Consider the following 21,113-nt stretch of genomic DNA (forward strand, 5'->3'; position numbering starts at 1 on the left):
GATTCTTTCCGTCGGAAGAACGTGCATGGGCATCATCACGAGCGCGCCCGCGAAAGACCTTCGGAAACGCATCCCGTCGGTTTTATGGACGTTTGCATGTTCCGATAATCTGATTCTTTTGCCTGACGGGGGAACTTCTCGGATTCCGGAGGGGCAGCCCTCGCCCGAGCCCCCCGGACCATCTGCTAGCTCCGTTGATTCCCTAACGGCCCTCGCTAACTCGGTTGCCCGCGAGCTCGGCCTTCCAAACCCAATGCTCTCGATGTCCGGAAGTCAGCTTCTCGTGTCCTTCACATCCGAGACCGCGGCGCAACAATCGCGCGAGGGCCAAGCACGCGACGCATATTTTCTTCTTGCAGGCCGGGCCAACCTTGGAGTTAACGTCTACCGGGCGGGACAGCGGTCGGTCTCTGTCGTAGCCGACAATTGGAATAAATTGCGAGCGTTGGAATGGCTGGCGACGAGATGGGGCATTGCCCTTGAAGACCTGACCTATATGGGTGATGACTTCGGGCCTGGAGGTAACGACGAGCCCATCCGCAACTCCGCAGCGCATGTTGTGTCGGTCGAGACCCCCCAAGAAACGTTCCTCCGCGTCGACGCCCTGATGAAAGAAGAAGACCTATGAATGAAGCTCACTGGGACCGGCTGGAGGCGACCAGGGCGTACGCAGGTCGCGTGAAGTTGACCGACTACCTCGTTCGCCTGCCCAGCGGCGAGTTGGGCCATTACGAAGTTGACGAGAGCATGCCCTTTGCCGTGGCCGTGCTGATCGAGCAAGACGATGAAATACTTTTGACCCGCCAGTACCGCTTCCCTCTAAACGCCTGGATTTTTGACTTACCGGGAGGTGCCGGCGAGGAAGGAGAACTTCCTGAGATTGCCGCGCGCCGTGAAGTGCAGGAAGAGCTCGGACTAAGCATTGATTCCATAGTGGCCCTTCAACACTTCTTCCCAAATCCTGGACGGTCAGCTTGGCCGGTTTATTTGTTTCTCGCCAAAGTCGCCGAGGAAGGCCTGGCTGCTCTAGACGACCCTTGGGAACGAGTAGCAGGTCGGCGCGTTAAGAAGTCCCATGTCAGGGAAATGATCGCGGCGGGCGAGCTTGTTGATCCGTCTCTTCTCATAGCTTGGCAGAGCGCTACGGCGAAGGGCCTTCTCGGTGTTTAGCGACAGAGCCCCTACCGCCCAGAGAAACAACTCTCTTCTCTTCGGCGCGGTCATGGTTGATGCCGTAGGAGTTGGGTTCTTCCTCCCGATCTCTCTCCTAGTGCTCATTCGACGTAATGGACTCGACTCGGTCGACGCAGGTGCCGCAGTAACCGTCGGGGCGCTCGTGGCCATCTGTACGATTCCGAGCGCGGGCCAGCTGGTGGGTCGACTCGGGCCGCGTCGCGGGCTACAGACCAGCAATTTACTTTCTGCAGTAGGAGCTGGCCTCTATCTGGTTGCGTATTCGTCCCCCTTGGCAGCGGTAGCGAGTTTTGTCGGAATGTTCGGTGACAAGGTATATGGCGCCGCGTGGCCGGCGCTTGTTGCCTCGATGTTCGGCCGCGACAGGGTTGGGAGCTGGCTGGCGACGGCGAATGCTGTTCGTACAGGCGCCGTGGCAGTCGGTTCCATCGCTGCGACTGTGCTTTTGGCCAGCGGTTCAACGCGCGCACTGACTTGGGCAGTGGTAGCCAATACCGCAAGCAAGACGCTCTCTATGCTGGCTGTCGCATGGCTGAGATCCGAGAAGTGGGCTCCATCCGAGAAAACTTCTTTCAAGGATGTACTTGAACCTTTGGCAAACCGTTCATTTATGCGTCTCCTGACAGGGCAGACACTCTTATCAGTTGCTTGGGCGGTGACGCCGGTAGTCTTTCCGCTCCTGCTCGTGGCCGGCCTCGGATTACCCGTTTTCTGGGCCACAGTTGTGCTCGCCGTGCGTTATGGCGTGATCGCTCTCTTGCAAATCCCTATCAGAAAAGCGACCAATAGCTGGTCAGATTCAACCGTCATGGGAACGACGTACGTCCTAGTCCTTGCCTCTCTCATCCTCTGCTCCGTGATGCTGTCGTCTCGTAGCCACAATTTTTCAGTGACGGGATCGGCGGCTCTCATCGCAGTGGTCGGTATAGCACTGGCGGAAATTCTCTCAAAACCAGCCGCGTCGCAAGCAGCTGTACTGGCATCGCCCACCGGCCGCGAAATACCTTTCATGGCCCTCTTTCAACTCTCCTGGACCCTGTCATATGCCGCTGCGCCGCTACTAGTAGGAGTAGGCGTCGAGAAGCCGCTCTTTATGTGGGTTGCCCTGATTCTGCTAGTCGGAGCTGGTGGCTTCGTCCAATTGATCCCCCAACTGAAGGAATGGCATGCAAAGCTTCGATGAGGATGAGACCGCTAGACAAGATGACTGTGAGTTGATAGCCGCAGCCGCAATAACGGCCGTTGACATCAACGCGCCTGCCCAAAGTCTTCCGCGCTGGAAACAGGCAGAGCTGCTTTACGAAGCTGCTCGTATTGCGGTGTCCGAGGTACTGCCTGGCGACCCTTCTTGGTCAACCCTGCAAAATCTGGACGCCCCTCAATCGCGAGCCCTGTACAGAACCGCTGTCATGTCGCTCGAGCTGAGCAAAGCGAATGGGAACGGTAAAACTCGGGAACTTGCTGAGCGCGTGCGTGAAGGCGCAAGGCTCATCTACTTCACTAGTCCCTTTACCTTTTCGATCCAGACGGCGACCAAAGACAGGGTAGTCTCAGGACCTCAGATTCGCGTCGTAGTGCCATTTCGAGACGATTCAACGCGGCAATCTCGGTTTCAGAATCTGATCACACTCGTCGAACGTCTGAATCAACAAACCCTACGGAAACAAATTCGAATCGTGGTCGTGGAAGGCGACATCTCTGAGCGTCACGAGTACTTGCTTTCATGCCTGGTCGATGAATATGTATACGTTCAACATTCGGGTCCGTTCAACAAATCGATGCTCGTAAATCGGGGTGTTGCATCATCCAACGGTGACGAGGATATTCTGATTCTCGACGGCGACCTCTATCTGCCTGACAACTTTATTGAGCTAATCGTCCACGCTCGGCAAGAGAAGGGGAGGAACTTCGTGCCGGGAAACAGGGGGCTTTTTCTCGACAGCAAGTCCTCCGATGATCTGCGCAATCATGACACACCTGACGCCGCCATCGAGCTTTCCGGCTATGCACTAGCCGATCCTCGAGGTCTTTGCGTCGCTACCAACGTTAGAGACTTCCGAGCCATTGGCGGCTTTGATGAATCGTTTATTGGTTGGGGAGGGGAAGATCGGGACTTTCACATGAGGCTGAATGCGGCGAGACGTGTTGGTCGACTCAGGGGTGATTTGTTTCACTTGGCTCATCAGCGTCCCGACATGAATCCGTACACAGAGTCACTCGCCTGAGGCTGCCCCGAGCCCGGACAGGTGGTTAGTTGGTTAGGCTGCCAGTGTGAATTGGCGGCGTTCGTACTCTAACGGGCTGAGACAGCCGATGCTGGAGTGGCGCCTTCGGCCGTTGTACCACCCGTCGATCCAGGTGTAAGCGCTGCGGCGTGCAGCGTCGAGATGGAAGAACCGCGCCAGATCCGCCCGCGCCAGCTCACCCCTAAACCGCCCAAAAACAGCGGTCTGATCATCACTGAGGAATTCCACCGCCACGCCCTCACACTACCGAACCACGAGGCTTAGCGTTCAATCCTGTTCCATTACTACCAAGACCCCGGCCCGCTCCTGCTGCACGATCTCCAATTTGCCAGGCCAGCAGCGCGCGGCTRTCCGTCAGCTTTTCGGCCCCCAGCGGGCAACGATGGCATCCTCAATAGCTTTCCGCTGCGAGATCCCATGTTCAGCAATAGCTTGGTCCAGCAGTTCCATAACCGATATGGAGATTCGAGGGCCGATTGCGATGGTGGCCTCCCGCTTCTTTGTCGTCGCAGCAGCGGGAGTCTGTTGGAGGGCGGGCGCGGAAGCGGGTTGAGTCTTAGTGCGGGCGCGACGATGTCTACGGGATCCAGGCGCTCGTCCGGCGCCGGTTTGGGGCCGCGACGGGCTGGAAGGACCGGCCTGTCTTTCATAGTCTCTGTCATCGGATGATCTTCTCTGCTAGTTCCTTGTAGGCGTCAACGACAGGCGAGCCCTTTCGGTACTCCCCGTACCATTCCTGAGTAAGCCTCATCTTCTGGACGATTGTCCGGTGCGGAACTAGCGGCATCAGCAGCATGCCAGTATCCCTCAGCTGATCGATACTGTTTGCAGCGATCCTGCTGATCGGGCCGTTGATTCAGTGGCTGATGCCCTTGTTTACTGTTCCCGCACGCCCGCAAGAACCCATGCCAGCCGCTGCTGTGCGCAGGCAGTAGGCATTCGGGGAGGGCAGTGACGCCAAGCCACGCCGACTCGCGAAACGCAAGTGCCGCCGTCGTACTTCCTGTGAAAAGTACGACGGCGGCACTCGCCGTTTGTTCCGGGGCTGAACGCTAGGCGGTCTGGCCTGCGTGCTGGCCTTCCGAGATCTCTTCAACAACCTTCGCGTTGAACGCCGGCAGGTCGTCCGGATTCCGGCTGGTGACGAGGCCTTGGTCCACCACCACTTCCTCGTCGGTCCAGTTGGCGCCCGCGTTCCGGAGGTCGGTCTGGAGCGTATGGTATGACGTGACGTTGCGGCCCTTGATGACGCCCGCGTCGATGAGGATCCACGGTCCGTGGCAGATCGAGGCCACCGGCTTGTGTTGCTCGAAGAAGGCCCGCGTGAAGTTCTGGGCGTCCTTGTCGACCCGTAAATGGTCGGCGTTCACGACGCCACCGGGGAGTACCAGTGCGTCAAAGTCGGATGCGTTCGCGTCGGCTACCGCGAGGTCGACGTCGAAGGTGTCACCCTTTTCGACGCCGTTGAATCCCTGGAGCTTTCCCTTGGAGAGGGCTACGAGCGTGGGCTGGCCTCCGGCGTCCTTCACGGCCTGCCAGGGGCTGGTGAGTTCGACCTGCTCCACGCCGTCCGTCAGAAGGAATGCGACCTTCTTGCCTGTGATGCTGTGTTCTGACATTGTTCCTCCTCCATTTGCGCGGTGGATTGCTTCTTGAGCGTGGGCCGCCGCCGTGAGAGTTGTTTGTCTGACTTGTTCAAGCCTAGGGAAGGTCATTTTAGTAAGCAAGCTGAGTATTCATTTGCCGTCGATTCCGGGTGCGCACCGCCGGTCTCCGGGTCTACCCCTACTTCCCCTTCTTCCCCCGCTTAGCCGCAGCATTCATCGCCGACTTCACCGATGGCGGCAGTCCCGCCGTCTCGGTTTCCGGCTCAGCGACCGTCCCGCGCCAGCGGGCCAGTCCTTTCATGCCGTGATAAATCACCAGCGCAGCGGCAGACCCCAAAGCAATGCCGGTGAACTTCAGCTCGCCAATGGTCCACGTGTAATCAGCAATCCCGATAATCAGGGCAACAGCAGCCGTCGTCAGGTTGATCGGGTTGGAGAAGTTGACCTTGTTCTGCACCCAGATCTTCACGCCGAGCACACCGATCATGCCGTACAGCATGGTCGCCGCGCCGCCGAGGACGCCGGGTGGCACGGTTGCGATCAGTTCGCCGAATTTCGGGGAGAAGCTCAGCAGGATGGCGAAGATGCCGGCCACCCAGTAGGCCGCCGTCGAGTAGACCTTGGTGGCGGCCATGACGCCAATGTTTTCCGCGTAAGTCGTAGTACCGGAACCGCCGCCGAAGCCGGCAAGTACGGTTGCGGCGCCGTCCGCCATCAGCGCCCGCCCGGAGACGCCGTCGAGGTTTTGACCGGTCATCGCGGCCACCGACTTCACGTGCCCCACATTTTCAGCGACCAGCACCAACACCACCGGCACGAACAGCCCCACAACGCCGACGTGGAACTCGGGCGTTTGGAACAGCGGCAGGCCCACCCATGCGGCAGCGTCCATCTTCTCGTAGCTGACCTCGCCGCGCATCATCGCCACGAGATAGCCCACCACCACGCCCACCAGAATGCTCAGGCGCCCCAGAATTCCGCGGAAGAGGACGCTGACCAGGATGATCGTGACCAGCGTGACCAGGGCGGTGACCGGAGCGAGGTCGAAGTTGTTCTTCGCGGCCGGGGCCAGGTTGAGGCCGATCAGCGCGACAATCGCGCCCGTGACGATCGGCGGCATGAGCCGGTTGATCCATTCAGCGCCAAACTTCTGGACCACTGCGCCAATAAGGGCCAGCACGACGCCGGCAAGCACCACGCCGCCCAAAGCGCCGCCAACGCCGTACTGCTGCTGGGACGCCATGATTGGGGCGATGAACGCGAAGCTCGAACCCAGGTAGCTGGGCACGCGGCCCTTGGTGATGACGAGGAAAAGCAGCGTGCCGATGCCCGAGAAGAGCAAGGTGGTGGCGGGCGGCATGCCGGTGATGATGGGGACCAGGAAGGTTGCGCCAAACATCGCAACGACGTGCTGCATGCCGATGCCAATAGTCAGGGGCCAAGCCAGCCGCTCGTCGGGCGAGACCACGTGGCCCGGGCGGATCGACTTCCCGTTGCCGTGGAGCTTCCATTTGGTGCCGAGCATGCTCATGGCGGGCCTTCCTCAGAAGAATGTTGGGATTCGGTGCAACATTACCGCCATTGCGGGGCCCGCTCTACGCGCCTCGCTCGCCGTTTGGCAAGCAAAACGGGCCCCGCAAGGCGGAACCTGCAGAAGGACTGTGCCGAACGTCACGGTCCGTCATGGGAAGAGGACATGTGAAGTTGAAGTTGCAACCATGGAAAGCAGAAGCGCCTGGCCATCCCGAAGGCCCGGGCCCAGCGAAAGGTTCACGAATGACGATCGCCCACGAAGAAGCAGTCATTGACGCCGCAGCAGTCGACGCCATTTTTGCCGAAGCACGAACCGCCAACAGCTTTGCCGGTGAGGTCACCGACGAGCAGGCACGCGCCATCTACGAGCTCACCAAGTTCGGCCCCACAGCTTTCAACTCCCAGCCCCTGCGCGTGACTTACGTCCGCTCGGACGAGGCCCGCGCCAAGCTGGTTGATGCGCTCTCCAAGGGCAACCAGGCCAAGACTGCCTCGGCCCCGCTGGTCGCCATCCTCTCCTACGACACCGATTGGCAGGGTCAGTGGGACAAGTTCCTTCCGGCCTACAGCGCCCCCAAGGCCATGTACGACGCCGACCCCGCTTTCGCCGCTGCTACGGGCAACAACAACGCCCACCTGCAGGCCGGCTACTTCATTCTGGCCGTACGCTCGCTCGGCTTCGCTGCCGGCCCAATGACCGGCGCTGACTTCGCCGCAATCGACGCCGAATTCTTCCCGGCGGCGGACCAGAAGAGCTTCCTCGTGGTCAACATCGGCCAGCCCGGCCCGGACGCATGGGGCGAAGCCAAGCCGAAGTTCGCATACGAAGAAGTTGTTCGCACCGTTTAGTCTTTCCGGCTGTTCCGCCGATGCTCTCGTACATGATGTGCGAGAGCATCGGCGTTTAAAGGTCAGGATGTGAGAGAAGATCCGGGGGGTATGGATGTTCTCTCACTTGCTGCGGCTATTTCGGCATCCCTCTCGCAGATCCCGCCAGTTCTGACTCGCTGAGTGGCAAACTATGCCTATGCGGAACCTCATCTGGGTGGCATTTACGGAGCCCGTACGGCCGGGGCTGGTGTTTCCGCGCAGCGACTGGCCCCTTCACATCACGTTGTTAAGGTTCGACGTCGGAACTGACGTGAGTGCCGACGTCGCCGATGTCCTCGCGGACTTGGCCGAAGCGCCGGTCCAGGGAGCCCTCGGAACCCAACTGACTATTGGCGATGAAGCGGGCTTTGGCCACATAGGGTCCATCCCCGTGAGCTTGGTGGAACAAAACCCGCTGCTCCAAGGCCTGCACGAGGAACTCTTTGACGCCGTTGTCAGCGTGGGTGGGCGCATCGCTACGCCGAACTACGTCCTCGAACGCTACCGACCGCACATCTCGCATCACGACGGCAAGCGCCCAAAGCCGGGAGACGTCGTCGTGCTTGACCAGGTGGCGCTGGTGGACATGGCGCCGGAAGGCAACCACACCATCCGGCGCATCCTCAGGCTCTGGACGCAGGACGCTGCAGAGGCTGAGGACTCGCAAACCGCCTGAGGATAYGCAAACCGCCTGAACCTAAGCGATAACCCCATCCACCAAAGCCTTGGCTTCCTCCTGCACCTTGGCCAGGTGGTCGGCGCCCTTGAAGGACTCGGCGTAGATCTTGTAGACATCCTCGGTCCCGGAGGGGCGGGCCGCGAACCAGGCGTTCTCGGTAACAACCTTCAGGCCGCCGATTGAAGCGCCGTTGCCCGGGGCTTCCGTGAGCTTGGCAGTGATGTCTTCGCCCGCCAATGAAGTGGCCGTGACGTCTGCGGCAGAGAGCTTGCCCAGCTTGGCCTTCTGCTCGCGCGAAGCCGCGGCATCGATTCGGGCGTAGACCGGCGCGCCGAACTGGTCGGTGAGTCCCTTGTAAAGCTGCGACGGGGATTGACCCGTGACGGCGGTGATTTCCGAGGCCAACAGGGCCAGGAGGATGCCGTCCTTGTCCGTGGTCCAGACGCTGCCGTCGCGCTTGTTAAAGGAGGCGCCTGCCGATTCCTCGCCACCGAAAGCACCCTCGCCGGACAGCAGGCCAGGCACGAACCACTTGAAGCCAACCGGAACCTCGACCAGCTTGCGGCCGAGGCCTGCAGCGACGCGGTCGATGATCGAGGACGAAACCAGCGTCTTGCCCACCACAGACGCGGGATTCCAGCCACTGCGGTTGCGGTACAAGTAGTCGATCGCGACGGCGAGGTAATGGTTCGGGTTCATGAGTCCACCATCCGGCGTGACGATGCCGTGGCGGTCGGCGTCGGCGTCGTTACCCGTGGCGACGTCGTAGGCGGCCGTACCGTCCGCGCCCACAGACATGCGCTTGATGAGCGAGGCCATAGCCGACGGGGATGAGCAGTCCATGCGGATCTTCTCATCCCAGTCCAGGGTCATGAAGGCCCACTGCGGGTCCACCGTGGGGTTCACGACCGTCAGGTTGAGCTGGTGGCGCTCGCCGATCTCGCCCCAGTAGTCAACGGACGCGCCGCCCATGGGATCGGCGCCGATGCGGACACCGGCGTTTCGGATCGCGTCAAGATCCAGGACGGACGGGAGATCGTCAACGTAGCTGCTGAGGAAGTCGAACTTTCCGGTGGTGTCGGCGTTCAAAGCATCGTTCAAGGGAATGCGCTTGACGCCCCGGAGCCCGTTCTCAAGGAGCTGGTTGGCGCGTTCGGCGATCCAACCGGTGGCGTCGGTGTCGGCCGGTCCGCCGTGCGGGGGGTTGTACTTGAAGCCACCGTCGCCAGGCGGGTTGTGGCTGGGCGTGACAACAATGCCGTCAGCCTGCGGCGTTCCCGGCGCGGCTTCTCGGTTGTACTTGAGGATGGCGTGGCTCAGTGCAGGTGTGGGGGTGTAGCCGTGGCGTGCATCCACGAGAACTGTGACGCCGTTGGCCGCGAGGACCTCCAGCGCGGAGTTCTGCGCGGGCTCGCTCAGGGCGTGGGTGTCGCGTCCGATGAACAGCGGCCCGGTGATGCCCTGGCGGCCGCGGTATTCAACGATTGCCTGCGTGATCGCGAGGATGTGCGGTTCGTTAAACGACGACTTCAGGCTGGATCCGCGGTGGCCCGACGTTCCAAACGCCACGCGTTGCGCGGGATCGCCCAAATCCGGGGTGACGTCGAAGTACGCGTCCAGCAGGGCTGTGATGTCAACAAGGTCTTGGGGGAGGGCAACTGTGCCCGCTCGGCTAGCCATGTCGTCCAGCATGCCAGACCACCAAGCCCCCTGACAGGAAATGTCCCGGGATCCGGCCCCTGTGACGCAGAATGGCGGCGATATGGCGGCGGATGAGCCAAAGATTTACCTCGCGTTTACGAGCGGCGGCTTTAGTGGGAGGATTCCGCCCTGTCGCCCGCCGTGACACCTGCCCTGGCACTGCGCGGAACCGGAAAAGCGCGTTGCCTTATGCGGCGCACCCGGCGGCGGTAGGGTGGGAAACAAAGACTTAGCGAGGGGGATTCCCATGTCAGATCAACCATCCAAGGGCAACGAGGACAAACCGGCGGGCTACGAACCGCCGCAGTACATCCCGCCCGCCGAATTCAGCCCGCCGGAGCAGAGCTCACAGACGCAGCCGCTTCCGCCGTACGACCAAGGCGCATACACGCAGAACGCCCAAGGCAAGGACGATTTCTACACTCAGCCGCTCCCGCCCACGAGCCAGAGCCAGAGCAGTGCCAGCCAGGGCCCGTACACACCCGGTGATTACAGCCAGCCGAGTCCCTCTCCCTACGGGCAGCCGCCGAGCCCTTATAACCAGAGCCAGTACAACCACGGCCAGTTCAACCAGGCCCCGTACCAGCAGCAGCCCTACGGCCAGCAGAACCCGTACGGCCAGCCCGCGTATTACGCCATGCCCACCCAGCCAAAGGGCCTGAGCATTGCGAGCATGTGCTGCGGCATTGCCACTTTTATTGGCTTCGGGTTCTTCATCCTGCCGCAGATCGCAGCCGTGATTCTGGGTCACCTTGCCCTCAATCGCGAGCCCGCCAGCAAGGGCATGGCGATTGCCGGCCTGATCATGGGATACGTGGGCGTGGCGATCACGGTGGTCGTCTTGATCTTCTTCTTCGCGGCGATCGGGGCCTCGAGCGGCAGGTACAACTACTAACGCGTACGACGGCGACCCTTACGTCAGGTGGGAATCCCACAGAACGTAAGGGTCGCCGTCGTTATTTAGCAGGGCGGGTCGGTCACCTGGCGTGAGCGACGCCCGAATTCCTAAGCGACACCCGAATGTGTGAGCGACGCAGCAACGGACCAGCGCTGCCTGGATGTAGGCGGCGCTGGTCCGTTTGCGTGTCGTCAGGCGGCGTTGGTCCGGCGGAGGCCGAAAACCAGCTACCGAACCCCGCCCATCAGCTTCTTGATGGCTGGTGATCCAGCAGCGAGGGCCACAGCCAACACCACAGCCACGCCGCCAATGCCCAGGAAGTACGGGAGTTCGTCGTCGGGGTTGTAAAGGCCGGCAAGGATGCCTGCCAAAGTGGTGCCCAGGGAAACGGACAGGAAGAACAGCGCCACCATCTGGGTATGGAAAGCCTGCGGGGCGAGCTTGGTGCTCACGGACAGGCCAATGGGGGAGAGGAAGAGCTCCGCCAGCGTGAACAGGAACAGGATTCCCACCAGCGCCAGCAGCGGGGTCTTGCCCTCGCCGGCCAGAGGGATGAAGCAGAGGAAAGCGAGGCCCATGATGAGCAGGCCCGCCGAGAATTTCAGCGGGGAGCTCGGCTGCTTGGAACCCAGCTTGGTCCACAGCGCAGCCATGACGCCGGCGAAGATGATGATGAACACCGGGTTGATGGACTGGACCCATGCGGCCGGCATTTCCCAGCCGAACAGGTTGCGGTCCAGTTTCTCCTCGGAATACACGGCGATGAACGTGAACTGCTGCTGGAAGAGTGCCCAGAACGCAGCCGATGCGATGTACAGCGGGATGAAGGCAACTACGCGTTTACGCTCCACACCGCTAACGAGCGGGCTGCGGAAGATCAGGAAAAGGTAGATCACCGAGGCGCCGATGGCGGCATAAGCCATGCTGCGTGCCAGGTTGTCGGCGTTAACGGTGCCCGTGCCGAGCAGTACGCCGATCACGATCAGGATGCCGAGGAAGATCAGCCCGTACCGGGTGCGGTCAGCAGCCGGCAGCGGGTTGGGAACGCGGTGCGCTTCGGCGGGGAGCTTGTTGCGGCCCAGTGAGTAGATGAGAAGGCCGATCGCCATGCCCACTGCCGCTGCGCCGAAGCCCCAGTGGAAGCCGTTGCTCTCCTGCAGCCAGCCGGTGACCAGCGGGCCGATGAGTCCGCCGATGTTGATGCCCATGTAGAAGATGGAGAAACCGGCGTCGCGGCGTTCGTCCTTCTCGCCGTACAGGCTGCCGACCAGCGCCGTCGCGTTGGCTTTCAGGCCACCGGAGCCGATACCCACAAGTACCAGCCCCGCGATCAGTCCGGGAATGCCGGGCAGGAGGGCCAGCGCGATGTGGCCGGCCATGATCATGAGGGCTGAGCCGAAGAGGACCTTTTCGGAACCGAAGATACGGTCAGCAAGCCAGGCGCCCAGGATGGTGGACAGGTAAACGCCGCCACCATATGCGCCCACCAAGCCGGCGGCGAGGCCCTTGTCTATGGACAGCCCGCCTTGGTCGGCGGTGAAGTACATGTAGTAAAGCAGGATGCCCTGCATGCCGTAGAAGGAGAATCGCTCCCACATCTCCACGGAGAAGAGGCTGGCCAGCATCTTTGGGTGGCCGAAAAATGACGTATCGCCCGATGGTTTTTGGGGCGTAGCCGTGGTTAGAGGTGTGCTCATTTCCTCAATGCTGGCATTGACTGCGGGCATTGTCACATCGAAAGGTGCCCATGGCAACCACTTTCCATATGATAGACAACCGCACAATCCCCCTTAGTGAAAGGCCTCCAGAACGGCCGCGAGCTGGAGAAGCTGCAGCTCAGAACCCTCTTTCCCGATCATCTGAATGCCCATCGGCAGGCCACTTGCTGTCACATGGACGGGGATGCTGATTGCCGGCAATCCGCACACGTTGACCATGGAAGACCATGGCGCGTACTCGCATTGCCTTCTGTAATCCTCGTCCGCATCACCGGCCCACTCGCTCGGCCAGGGCTCACTGCTGTGGCCGCCGCCCGTGAACCAGCCGATCGGGCGTGGTGTCTGCGCCAGCGTGGGCATGAGGATGACGTCCCACTCCGCGTATTGCGCGATCGTGTCGTGCTCGAACTGCCGCAGGAAACTCAGGGCTTCATTGACCTTCAACGCGCTGCGCTGCTGCGCACGACGCCGGAACGTCCGCGTGAGCGGGGTCAGGAGCGCCTCGCGCTGGGGTGCGATTCGCGCACTGCCGACGCCGGCAGTCCAAGCTGCGGTGAACGCCTCGGGGTAGCGGTTGTCGTAGCGGATCTCCGCTTCCGCAACACGGTGCCCTGCCTCCTCAAGCAGCTTGATCCCCCGCGCCAGGGCGTCCAATGCTTCCTGTTCCACCTCGAAAGGGAAAACGCCGGCCCACGGGCTATCCAGGCTCACGCCTACATTGAGCGGCGTTGGGGCGTGGTCAACGTTGGCGAGATAACCGCCGTCGGGCGCTTGTCCGCGGGGGACCAGCGCATCCATCAGCAGGGCAGCGTCCGCGGCCGTGCGAGCCAACGGTCCGGCGACCACCAATTTAGCTGCATCGCCCGCGCTCGCTCCGGACGGCACCACGCCGCGCCCGGGCTTGAGTCCCACCAGTCCACAGGCACCGGCCGGAATCCGGATGGAACCGCCGCCGTCGGTCCCGGGAGCGAACGGAACCATGCCCGCTGCCACGGCCGCAGCGCTTCCGCCCGACGATCCACCGGAACTTCGGCTTAAGGAATGGGGATTGCGCGACGGCGGTGCGATGCGGTTTTCGCTGTATGCGGTGAGTCCGAACTCCGGAACCTGCGTCTTGCCTAGCGAGATGCCGCCCTGGCCTCTCAAAGTGGCTGCGAGGGCGCCGTCCTCCGGCGCAGGTTTGTGTTCCAAAGCGGCACTGCCGTGGGTAGTGGGAATACCGGCCACGTCAGTGAGGTCCTTAAAGGCCAGGGGCATGCCATGCAGCAGCGGCAATTCCGTAAGGCGGCCCTCGCGGTGCAGTTTCGAATGGAGATTGTCTGCCCTGCTGGCGTCGTCCATTGCTTGCTCTGCGGTGACAGTAATGAAGGCGCCCAAATGCTTGTTGCGGGCCTCGATGACGGACAGGAAATGGGTAGTCGCCTCCCTCGCCGACAACTCGCCGGATGCGAGGGCGGCGCGAAGCTCCACCGCGGTGAGGGCTTGCGGGGAAAGATCAACCAAGGAAACGAGACTCCAACCTTTCCTCCACAGCGATGGCGTCCACGCTCTCGCCAGCACCTGCAGTAACCCGGAATGCGGCTTTGTTCTTGACTTCGGACACCACTTCCACCAGCTCGGTGCCCCGGTAAACCAGCCCCACGCCGTCGTCGGTGCAATGCGCCTCGCCGAGCGTGCCGTTGGCTACCAGCTTGTGGATGGCAGGCGCGCGGCGGGGTTCGGAATCGTAGTGGACGCCATTTGCGTAGGGAAGAAAGCCAAGCGCGTTGCTGACCGGCTGCAATTCTGGGCCGAAGGAGTCCGTCACGCCGCTCTTGAACCAACAGATGGAACCTGCGGAAACGCCGGCCAGGACCACGCCGTTGTCCCAAGCCTTCCGCAAAATTCCATCCAGGCCGTGTGCCCGCCACACGGCAAGCAGGTTGACCACCGAACCACCGTGGACCCACACCACGTCCTGCTCGAGAAGATGCGCTTCGGGGTCCTCAATATTTGGCATGGTGAAGAGGTTGAGATGGGTGAAATCAAACCCGGCAATCCGGGCGGCCTGATCCATCTCTGCGGCCCACCAGCGTTGGTCGCCTGATGCCGTACCAATGTGGGTCACGCGCGGTGCGCGGCCACTGACGCCGGACAACTCCACGGCGTAGTGCATGAGGTGGTGGAACTCGATGCGGGTCCGGCTTCCCGGCTTGTAACCGCCGGATGTTGCGAGGATGGTGGGTTGGCCAGCCGCCATTGTCCTGCTCCTAACAGCCGATTCGAGGGAGTCTTTGGGTCCAAGTCTTAGTGCCGCAACCGCGGGACGCAAGCGACGTCTCGCTTCGCGGCCGCTGCGACTAGGCTGGATGGTGACCTGAATCGATGGGAAGGAACCGCCATGAGCGACTTCGAAACCGTGCCTGTGGGCGATATTCCAGCTGATGCCAGCATCCTGGACGTTCGTGAAGATTATGAATGGGTTGCCGGACACGCCGAGGGCGCACGTCATATCCCCATGGACCAACTGCCGGCCCGCTTGGATGAACTGGATCCCGACGACGACCTCTTCGTCATCTGCCGGACCGGTGGCCGTTCCTTCCGCGTAGTCCAGTGGCTGGTGGGCCAAGGCTACTCTGCCGTTAACGTGGCCGGCGGCATGGACATGTGGTTCGAGGCGGGCCGGCCAATGGTGTCGGACAACGGCCTCAAGCCAGTGGTTCTGTAACCTCCGGCAAGCCCCGTTCCACGTATATAACCAGCAAGGAATATTCAATGTCAGCACCGACCTATACGTTCCTGGGCCCTGAGGGAACGTTCACTGAGGCCGCCCTCATGCAGGTCCCCGGCGCCGCTGATGCCTTCCGTATTCCTTGCACCAACGTGAACACGGCCCTCGATCGGGTGCGCAATGGTGAAGCCGACGCCGCCATGGTGCCCATTGAGAACTCGGTGGAGGGCGGGGTCACTGCGACGTTGGATGCCATTGCCACGGGCCCGGAACTCCGGATCATCCGTGAGGCCCTGGTTCCTGTTACGTTCGTGCTCGTGGCGAGGCCCGGCGTCGTGCTTTCCGAGATTAAGCGCATCTCCACCCATGGCCATGCGTGGGCCCAATGCCGCCTGTGGGTGGACGAAAATATTCCGGACGCGGACTATGTGCCCGGTTCCTCTACCGCAGCATCTGCCATGGGCCTCCTGGAAGGAGATGGCCCGTACGATGCCGCTATTTGCGCCCCTTTGATTGCGGCTGAGCAGCCGGGGCTCAATGTCCTGGCCGAAAACATCGGAGACAACCCGGATGCAGTCACCCGCTTTATCCTGGTGAGCCGGCCGGGTACCTTGCCTGAACGAACGGGTGCCGACAAGACCACGGTTGTTGTCCCGCTGCCGGAGGACCACCCCGGTGCGCTCATGGAAATCCTTGACCAGTTCGCTTCGCGGGGGGTCAACCTGAGCCGCATCGAATCCCGTCCCACAGGCCAGTACTTGGGCCACTACTTCTTCAGCATCGATGCCGACGGTCATGCGTCGGATTCCCGTGTTGCTGACGCTCTCGCAGGTCTTCACCGGATCAGCCCGGCAACCCGCTTCCTGGGCTCATACGCGCGTGCCGATAAGCAGGCGGCGGTTGTTGCCCCACATACTTCGGACGCCGCGTTTGCCTCCGCGCATGCGTGGGTCCAATCGATTCTGAAGGGCTAGACTGCGCTGGGTTCGGCGGTAAATTATTGAACCTTCAACCCCTTTCGCGGTGATGCAAGTGTGCGTATGCTTGCCTGATCCATAAACGATGGATGAATGCCCAAAAGAAGGGAGCGGTCATGTCTGTCCACCGAGATGACAAAGACGGCCAGGGCATGATCGTCAATCCCAAGCCCTCCGGCGAGAACAAGGACGACTGGGACGGCGACGAAGCTGACCGCGCGGATCGACTCCGTTTTGAAGAAGAACAAGCGATGATCCGTGAGCAGGCCGAGGCCCGGGCTGCAGCGAAGGCGGCGGCTGAAGCAGCCGCAGCAAATGCGGCGCAACCCGAGAAGGGCGCAGTCTAGAGGGTTTGGGCCTTCGGTACCCGCACCAATAGCGAACCCGGCTGGACCTGAACGGTGACTTCCGTGGCCTCGCCCGCGGGGTCGCCGTCGAGCTGCGTCGCCATGGGTTCCTGACTGCGAATGGTGACCTTGCCGGAGCGATAGAAATTCATCACCGGCAGATTCCGCTTGTGCTTGAACAGGATCTTTGCGTACATGGCGATCCATCCGAACGCACTGCGGGGGCTCATGACGACGATATCCAGCATGCCGTCGTCGATCATGGCTTCCGGAATGAAGTCAATGCCGCCCGGAATCAGGCCACAGTTGGCAAAAAGCACGCTGCGGATTTTCCTGGCCTGCTCAAGCTGGTCATCCATGGTGATGGTGACGCGCTTCCGGCGGCCGGGCAGATGCCGGACCCCGGCCTCGGTGTAGGCGAGCCAACCCACAGACTTCTTCAAGTCTTCCTTCGTATCGCCAAGAACCTCCGCATCGAGGCCCATGCCGGCGATCACCAGGAACGTGTGCGTGGATGATTCCCCGGTAATGTCGTTGTCTATGGCCATACTGGCGGTATCGATAAAGCGCTGATGGCCAAAGAGGGCGATCTGGATGCAGTCGGCGATATCGCTGACGTCCAGTTCAATATTGCGTGCCAGGAGGTTGCCGGTGCCCAGCGGAATGAGGCCCATCGCCACGCCTTTATGCGCCAACGACTCAGCCACCACACGCACTGTACCGTCGCCGCCGCACGCAAGAACGACGTCGGCCCCGTACTCCAGCGCTTGGCGCGACTGTCCGTAACCGGGGTCTTCCAGAGTGGTTTCAAAGAACCTCGGGCTGTCCCAACCGGCGAGCTCGCACGCGGCGATGATTGCTTGGCGGGCCTCGTGCGACTTGTTTTTCACCGGGTTGAGGATGACCGCAACCTTCTGGTGCCCAGGCTCCGGCCTGTGGGTGTCCTCCCGAACGGCGCTCCTGATGTGACGGGCTCTCAATCGGCGCACACCCCACCAACTGGAGACGGCAAACGCCACGCCCCCAGCGAGAATCACGTACAGGATCCAGTCGTTCATGGTGCTCCAACACTATCGTCCTGGGTAGTGCTGATTTCACGGCGCTGTCTGGGCGCCTGCACTGGTCAGCGTCCGAACGGGAAATCAGCGGCCCATTCGATACTCTTGTGTGGTGATCGACGTAAAAGACCTCAGCGAAAATCCGGACAAGTTCCGTGCCAGCCAGCGCGCCCGTGGCGCCGACGAGTCCGTTGTGGACGCGATCATCTCCGCAGACTCCGATCGCCGCGCCGCGCTGATCCGCCATGAGACCCTCCGGGCCGAGCAGAACGCCTTCGGCAAGAGGGTTGCCCAGGCAAAGGGCGAGGAAAAGCAGGCCCTGCTGGCCGAGGTCAAGGAACTGGCCAATTCGGTGAAGGCCGCCTCCTCTGAAGCCGCTGCTGCGCAAGCCAAGCAGGAAGAGCTGCTCCGCGGCATCCCCAACCTGATCGTGGATGGCGTCCCCGAGGGCGGCGAGGACGATTACGTTGTGGTCAAGACGGTGGGCACGCCGCGCGAATTCACGGATTTCGAGCCGAAGGACCACCTGGAAATCGGCGAACTTATCGGCGCGATCGACATGGAACGCGGCGCCAAGGTCTCCGGCGCACGCTTTTACTTCCTCCGCGGTGTTGGCGCCCGGCTGGAAATGGCGCTCCTGCAGATGGCCATGGACCAGGCAATCGAGGCCGGGTTCGTCCCGATGATTACGCCCACTTTGGTCCGTCCGGAGACCATGCAGGGCACCGGTTTTGATGTAAAGCACGACGCCGAGATCTACCGTCTCGCTGAAGACGACCTTTACCTTGTGGGAACCTCGGAGGTGGCCCTCGCGGGCTACCATGCAGACGAGATTCTGGACCTCTCCGCTGGCCCCATCCGCTACGCCGGCCAGAGCTCCTGCTACCGCCGCGAGGCCGGTTCACACGGCAAGGACACCCGGGGCATCATCCGAGTACACCAGTTCAACAAAGTGGAGATGTTCATCTACACCACGGTTGAAGAAGCAGCCGCGGAGCACGAACGTCTGCTCGCGTGGGAAGAGGAAATGCTGGCCAAGTGCGAGCTCCCCTACCGCGTGATCGATACAGCTGCGGGTGACCTCGGCATGTCCGCGGCCCGGAAGTTCGATTGCGAAGCCTGGGTTCCTACCCAGAACGCTTACCGCGAGCTCACTTCTACCTCCAACTGCACCACGTTCCAGGCCCGCCGCCTCAACATCCGCGAACGCGTGATCAACGAGGAAGGCGTTGCCAAGGGCACCCGCGCCGTCGCTACCCTGAACGGCACCCTGGCCACCACCCGGTGGATCGTTGCCCTGCTGGAGCACCACCAGAACCCGGATGGCTCGGTCAACGTTCCCAAGGCGCTGCAGAAGTACATTGGCGGGCTTGAGGTTCTGCCGGTCCTGTAGTTCGCTCCGCGGAAGACCCCGCCCAACGGACCATTCACCCTCGCGCGCGGCGGTGAATGGTCCGTTGGACGGGGTTTCTTGTCCTGGAAAGTCCCACTGCTTCGAGCTTTGCAAGCAGCTTCTCCGGCCTGATGGCTGTGGTCCAGTCCCAGCGCACTACCTGGAAGCCCATGGCACGGAGTCTGTCCTCGCGCTTCTTCTCCTTGAGCACGGTTTCACGTGCGGTTCCCCCGTTGAGGTACTCGTCATTGAGGTACTTTGCATCTCCGTCGAACTCGCCAATAATCTTGAGTTCCCGCCAGTAGAAGTCCGTCCTGGCAACGAATCCCAAGGCGTCATGGAATTCGGCCTGAAGCTCGGGGGCTGGAAAACCAAGTAGATGCATTTGGGCACGGCTCAGGGACTCGCCAGCTGAACCCGAGCGAGCGTCGGCGAAGTCAAGGACTGAGCTGACCCAGAGTCTCTTGGCAGCGGATGCCAGGCTCTCTCCTGCATGACGCAGGTCTTCAACGCTGGCGGCCGAAGCTCCGAACCTTTTTTGGCTGATAGCGTGATCGGCGAGAACCACCGCCCGTGCGAAGGGAAGCCGAACCATCACGTCAGCCGCTGTTGAGTTAAGGTCCGTAACGGTCAGCCCGGTCAGGTGCACTGGGCTCGCTTGGTAGGCATGGCGATAGATGCCGTAACTCCTGATGCCCTCCAGTCCTGTGCTGCCAGACTTCGTGCCGCCCGAGGCCTGAGTAGTCGCTCGCTTGGAACCAGCGTGACTGGATGACGAATTGGCTAAATGGATGTGCGCCGGGATTCCGACAACCTGCATCCCCCAGAGTACGGCTGCTGTCTCGTAGCAAAAGTGTGCAGAGGGTAGTTCCAAAGCGACTGCCCTGATGGTCGCGGAGTAGCGCTCCCATGGCTTCAGGGAGATCCACCGGCTCTTGTCCATATAGACTCCCTTGCGCACTCTGACCAGTTCACCCTTCGTAAATCGCCTGCTGAGCGAACGAATATCTCCCGTGGTGGCTCTCTGCTGGGCGGACACTAAGAACTCGGCTGTTTCTTTCATGGAAACAACCTTCGATGGCGGAGGGGGCCCGTGGGTGCGACAGGTGGGGCTATGTGGAAAAGCTCATCACGTTTCACCCACCAGCGGACAATTCACCTCCGCGCGCGAAGGTGAATTGTCCGCTGGAGGGTGTCTGGTGCGGGGGGTGGCGGAGCGCGGGGACGGGGCGGCGGGGAGTGTTCACGCGGCGTTAATCCGGTGCTGTGTCCTCGGTCCTAGTGCGGTGTCAGGGGTGTCTGCTCTACTGGAACCATGACTATTTTGACTGACACTCCAGTTGCTGGCATCGATGACCAGCCAAATGACAACAACAGACTCATGATCGCATTGGACGTTGACGGCACGCTCGTCGACCACGATGGCCACATGTCTCAAGAGGTTCGAGCGGCTGCCCAGGAGGTCGTCGCGAGCGGCCATGACGTCATGATCGCCACCGGCCGGTCCCTGAATGCCACCCTGCCCATCATCGAGCAAATCGGCTTGGAACGCGGCTACGCGGTGTGCTGCAACGGCGGCGTAACTCTCCGGCTGGATCCCACTCTTGAGACCGGCTACGAGATCATCCACAAGGCAACGTTCGATCCCGCTCCGGCGCTGAAGGCCCTGCGCGAACGCCTGCCCAACGCGAAGTACGCACTGGAGGACGAAGACGGGAATTTCCTCTCCACGGAGCGTTTCCAGGATGCCAGCTTCGGCGTCGAGGCAATAGGCGTGGACTTCCAGACCATGTTGGAGGCCACGGCCGTACGCGTGGTGGTCTTCAGCAGTGACAACACCTCGGACGACTTCAACCACGCCATCCGTCACATCGGCCTTTCCGGCGTGACGTACTCGGTGGGCTGGACTGCGTGGCTGGATATCGCGGCGGAGGGCGTCACCAAGGCCAGCGCGCTTGAGGCCCTGCGCCAGCGGATCGGCACGGAACAGGCCAACACGGTGGCAGTGGGCGATGGCCGCAACGACATCGAGATGCTCACATGGGCAGGCAGGGGAGTGGCTATGGGCCAGGCTCCCGAGGAAGTAATTGCCGTTGCGAACGAGGTCACCGCGTCAGTATTCGACGACGGCGCCGCCCTGGTTCTGCGCAGCCTGCTGTAACAGCCGCACGGCTCTCAGGGA

At 61.6% G+C, this 21,113-nt stretch carries 20 protein-coding genes; 12 read left to right on the forward strand and 8 right to left on the reverse strand.

From position 1 onward, the window contains the following. The first annotated feature begins 283 nt into the window (after positions 1–283). The 4 genes from AC1DCM_RS05630 to AC1DCM_RS05645 are packed head-to-tail and all read left to right on the forward strand — an operon-like array spanning position 284 to position 3,419. Positions 284–628, forward strand: a complete 345-nt coding sequence (locus AC1DCM_RS05630; protein WP_442005196.1) for an HAD hydrolase family protein — start codon at positions 284–286, stop codon at positions 626–628. A gap of 50 nt (positions 629–678) precedes the next feature. Next, positions 679–1,170 carry an NUDIX hydrolase gene (locus AC1DCM_RS05635; RefSeq protein WP_442005195.1) on the forward strand — a complete coding sequence of 164 codons (492 nt, stop codon included), beginning with the start codon at positions 679–681 and terminating at the stop codon, positions 1,168–1,170. After that, positions 1,163–2,377 (forward strand): MFS transporter, encoded by a 1,215-nt coding sequence (locus AC1DCM_RS05640; protein WP_442018123.1) that lies wholly within the window; start codon positions 1,163–1,165, stop codon positions 2,375–2,377. Before AC1DCM_RS05635 ends, AC1DCM_RS05640 begins: the two co-directional genes overlap by 8 nt. Beyond that, the gene (locus AC1DCM_RS05645; protein ID WP_442005193.1) at positions 2,361–3,419 is read left to right on the forward strand and encodes a galactosyltransferase-related protein; all 1,059 of its coding nucleotides are present in this window, start codon (positions 2,361–2,363) and stop codon (positions 3,417–3,419) included. Before AC1DCM_RS05640 ends, AC1DCM_RS05645 begins: the two co-directional genes overlap by 17 nt. Positions 3,420–4,492: 1,073 nt before the next feature. Here the strand turns inward: AC1DCM_RS05645 and AC1DCM_RS05650 are convergent. Further along, positions 4,493–5,059, reverse strand: a complete 567-nt coding sequence (locus AC1DCM_RS05650) for a type 1 glutamine amidotransferase domain-containing protein (RefSeq protein ID WP_442005192.1) — start codon at positions 5,057–5,059, stop codon at positions 4,493–4,495. A gap of 166 nt (positions 5,060–5,225) precedes the next feature. Next, a complete protein-coding gene (locus AC1DCM_RS05655) occupies positions 5,226–6,578 on the reverse strand; it encodes a uracil-xanthine permease family protein (RefSeq protein ID WP_442005191.1) in 1,353 nt (450 codons plus the stop codon). Between the two features lie 245 nt (positions 6,579–6,823). Between AC1DCM_RS05655 and AC1DCM_RS05660 the strand changes: the two genes are divergently transcribed. Both AC1DCM_RS05660 and AC1DCM_RS05665 read left to right on the forward strand, forming a co-directional pair. Next, the gene (locus AC1DCM_RS05660) at positions 6,824–7,429 is read left to right on the forward strand and encodes a malonic semialdehyde reductase (RefSeq protein WP_477517589.1); all 606 of its coding nucleotides are present in this window, start codon (positions 6,824–6,826) and stop codon (positions 7,427–7,429) included. 178 nt (positions 7,430–7,607) lie between these two features. Next, on the forward strand, positions 7,608–8,126 hold the full coding sequence (locus AC1DCM_RS05665) for a 2'-5' RNA ligase family protein (RefSeq protein WP_477517633.1): 519 nt from the start codon (positions 7,608–7,610) through the stop codon (positions 8,124–8,126). Positions 8,127–8,147: 21 nt separating this feature from the next. Here the strand turns inward: AC1DCM_RS05665 and pgm are convergent, their stop codons facing one another. Then, positions 8,148–9,809, reverse strand: a complete 1,662-nt coding sequence (gene pgm, locus AC1DCM_RS05670) for a phosphoglucomutase (alpha-D-glucose-1,6-bisphosphate-dependent) (protein WP_477517590.1) — start codon at positions 9,807–9,809, stop codon at positions 8,148–8,150. A 268-nt stretch (positions 9,810–10,077) separates the two neighbouring features. Here pgm and AC1DCM_RS05675 point away from each other — a divergent pair, with 268 nt between their 5' ends. Then, positions 10,078–10,725, forward strand: a complete 648-nt coding sequence (locus AC1DCM_RS05675; protein WP_477517591.1) for a DUF4190 domain-containing protein — start codon at positions 10,078–10,080, stop codon at positions 10,723–10,725. Between the two features lie 230 nt (positions 10,726–10,955). On the opposite strand, the gene AC1DCM_RS05680 is transcribed toward AC1DCM_RS05675, so the two are convergent. The 3 genes from AC1DCM_RS05680 to AC1DCM_RS05690 form a co-directional block, all read right to left on the reverse strand. After that, complete coding sequence (locus tag AC1DCM_RS05680; protein WP_442018119.1) at positions 10,956–12,455, reverse strand: peptide MFS transporter; 1,500 nt, start codon at positions 12,453–12,455, stop codon at positions 10,956–10,958. Positions 12,456–12,518: 63 nt separating this feature from the next. Continuing rightward, positions 12,519–13,949: an amidase gene (locus AC1DCM_RS05685; RefSeq protein ID WP_477517592.1), complete on the reverse strand. Its 1,431-nt coding sequence runs from the start codon at positions 13,947–13,949 to the stop codon at positions 12,519–12,521. Then, positions 13,942–14,685: a Type 1 glutamine amidotransferase-like domain-containing protein gene (locus AC1DCM_RS05690; RefSeq protein ID WP_477517593.1), complete on the reverse strand. Its 744-nt coding sequence runs from the start codon at positions 14,683–14,685 to the stop codon at positions 13,942–13,944. Before AC1DCM_RS05690 ends, AC1DCM_RS05685 begins: the two co-directional genes overlap by 8 nt. A gap of 141 nt (positions 14,686–14,826) precedes the next feature. Between AC1DCM_RS05690 and AC1DCM_RS05695 the strand changes: the two genes are divergently transcribed. The 3 genes from AC1DCM_RS05695 to AC1DCM_RS05705 all read left to right on the forward strand — a co-directional run bounded on the left by AC1DCM_RS05695 (position 14,827) and on the right by AC1DCM_RS05705 (position 16,480). After that, positions 14,827–15,153 (forward strand): rhodanese-like domain-containing protein, encoded by a 327-nt coding sequence (locus AC1DCM_RS05695; RefSeq protein WP_216924267.1) that lies wholly within the window; start codon positions 14,827–14,829, stop codon positions 15,151–15,153. 47 nt (positions 15,154–15,200) lie between these two features. After that, positions 15,201–16,130 (forward strand): prephenate dehydratase, encoded by a 930-nt coding sequence (gene pheA, locus AC1DCM_RS05700; protein WP_477517594.1) that lies wholly within the window; start codon positions 15,201–15,203, stop codon positions 16,128–16,130. Between the two features lie 119 nt (positions 16,131–16,249). Beyond that, positions 16,250–16,480, forward strand: a complete 231-nt coding sequence (locus tag AC1DCM_RS05705) for a hypothetical protein (RefSeq protein ID WP_216924263.1) — start codon at positions 16,250–16,252, stop codon at positions 16,478–16,480. Here the strand turns inward: AC1DCM_RS05705 and AC1DCM_RS05710 are convergent. Beyond that, a complete protein-coding gene (locus tag AC1DCM_RS05710) occupies positions 16,477–17,538 on the reverse strand; it encodes a diacylglycerol/lipid kinase family protein (protein ID WP_477517595.1) in 1,062 nt (353 codons plus the stop codon). The two genes, AC1DCM_RS05705 and AC1DCM_RS05710, sit on opposite strands and share 4 nt — an antisense overlap. 112 nt (positions 17,539–17,650) lie before the next feature. Here AC1DCM_RS05710 and serS point away from each other — a divergent pair, with 112 nt between their 5' ends. Next, positions 17,651–18,931, forward strand: coding sequence for a serine--tRNA ligase (serS, locus tag AC1DCM_RS05715; protein ID WP_477517634.1), 1,281 nt, complete (start codon positions 17,651–17,653; stop codon positions 18,929–18,931). A gap of 34 nt (positions 18,932–18,965) precedes the next feature. On the opposite strand, the gene AC1DCM_RS05720 is transcribed toward serS, so the two are convergent. Further along, positions 18,966–19,994, reverse strand: coding sequence for a hypothetical protein (locus AC1DCM_RS05720; protein ID WP_477517596.1), 1,029 nt, complete (start codon positions 19,992–19,994; stop codon positions 18,966–18,968). A gap of 252 nt (positions 19,995–20,246) precedes the next feature. Here AC1DCM_RS05720 and AC1DCM_RS05725 point away from each other — a divergent pair, with 252 nt between their 5' ends. Then, entirely contained in the window at positions 20,247–21,092 is an 846-nt protein-coding gene (locus AC1DCM_RS05725) for an HAD family hydrolase (protein ID WP_477517597.1), read from the forward strand. Positions 21,093–21,113: the final 21 nt, after the last annotated feature.

The organism is Paenarthrobacter sp. 10N417, assembly GCF_056394745.1.